General features: G+C 52.8%; 1 protein-coding gene and 1 pseudogene. Both read right to left on the reverse strand.

The genetic code is table 11. The features are described 5' to 3' along the window. A partial coding sequence (locus PSI23_RS21410) for a TraI domain-containing protein (RefSeq protein ID WP_273556964.1) occupies positions 1–873 on the reverse strand: 873 nt, incomplete at its 3' end. A gap of 211 nt (positions 874–1,084) precedes the next feature. Continuing rightward, a pseudogene (locus PSI23_RS21415) lies at positions 1,085–1,304 on the reverse strand (SAM-dependent DNA methyltransferase); the annotation flags it as partial.

Consider the following 1,304-nt stretch of genomic DNA (forward strand, 5'->3'; position numbering starts at 1 on the left):
CTGTGTATCATCACAAACGGGTTGATCGGCGGCTGATGGGGTTGCTGATACGGAGATCGGCGCAACAACACCAGAATCTGTTGGTATTGATACTGAATCCGTCACCGGGCGCTCAGCAAGTCCAGCAGATTTCAGCAACGGTGACTGCACCTGCATGGCGGCGTCCTGAAGCAGTGCCTCAATCAATGGCACGTCAGAAGGATGCCCCCCCAGCCGTAACACCAGACAAGTCCATGCCGCCGGCACCAGAAATAACCAGCTCACCGCTTCTTCCGGCAATAAACGCGTTGCTATAATGGCTTCCAGCGGTGCCGATAAATCAGGCTGAGACGACCGGAAACGAAAAAGAAAGCGACGCACCGGCATCCACAGTCCCGGCTGCCAACCATGCCCGTCGTCCAGCTCCCCTTCCAGTTGTTGCAACAGAGGCAGGTGGTAAAACAACGCGCTCCAGAACACTACTGCCTGCCATAAGACACTCTGTACTGCCTGCGTTTCCGGTGCCGCACCCGGCGGTAACAGATGCCCTTTCGCCCGCCGCACAGCACAGGTGGTAAATTGCAGCGTCAGGTCAGCAAACCCACCACTGCCTGACCAGTCGCCCGCCGGGGCGGCGGGCACTTGCTGAACGCTGCCCAGCAATTGCTTAACCGGTGCCAGATAAAAACGCTGATACAGCCCTTCAGGTAACGCACTGTTTTGCCATAATTGTTGGAGGTATTGACGGCGCAGCGGGGTTGCCAACAGCTCATCCACCGATTGCGGCCGGAAATAACCCCGGCGATCACGAATGGTCTCCTCCGGTGAGGATACGGATGATTTTTTCTGTGCAGCAGACTGACGGATAAAATGGGATTTAAGACGATGAAACATGCTTTTTCTCCTTCGGTTAAAATTGAACTCAGTGTCGATAAATCCCGGTCTGAAACAAGGAACAATTCTTTTTGCGGAAATGACAATTAATCTGACTCGATTCATCCATTGACATGCTTACTGAATCAGCTTAACTTTCACTATAAATCAATATATTAATGTGATTTAAAAATGGAAAAGCGCCCCGAAAGGCGCCAAAGTGAAAAGGAATTCAGGCTGCTTGTGTCTGTTGATATGCCTGCAAATGCTGAGACCAGTTGCCCAGATAATGGGCAGGTGTGTAACGTGTCCGTTTGCTGCCGCCATCTTGCAGGGCATTGCCAATGGTGACTGCGGCCGGAATGCAGGTCAGCGAAAGCTGGATGTACGCCATCACCGCGGCCAGCGGGTCAATATCAATCGCAGAAACCCACAGACTGCACATCGGGTCA

Origin of the sequence: Xenorhabdus yunnanensis (assembly GCF_028598805.1) — a bacterium.
GTDB lineage: Bacteria > Pseudomonadota > Gammaproteobacteria > Enterobacterales > Enterobacteriaceae > Xenorhabdus > Xenorhabdus yunnanensis.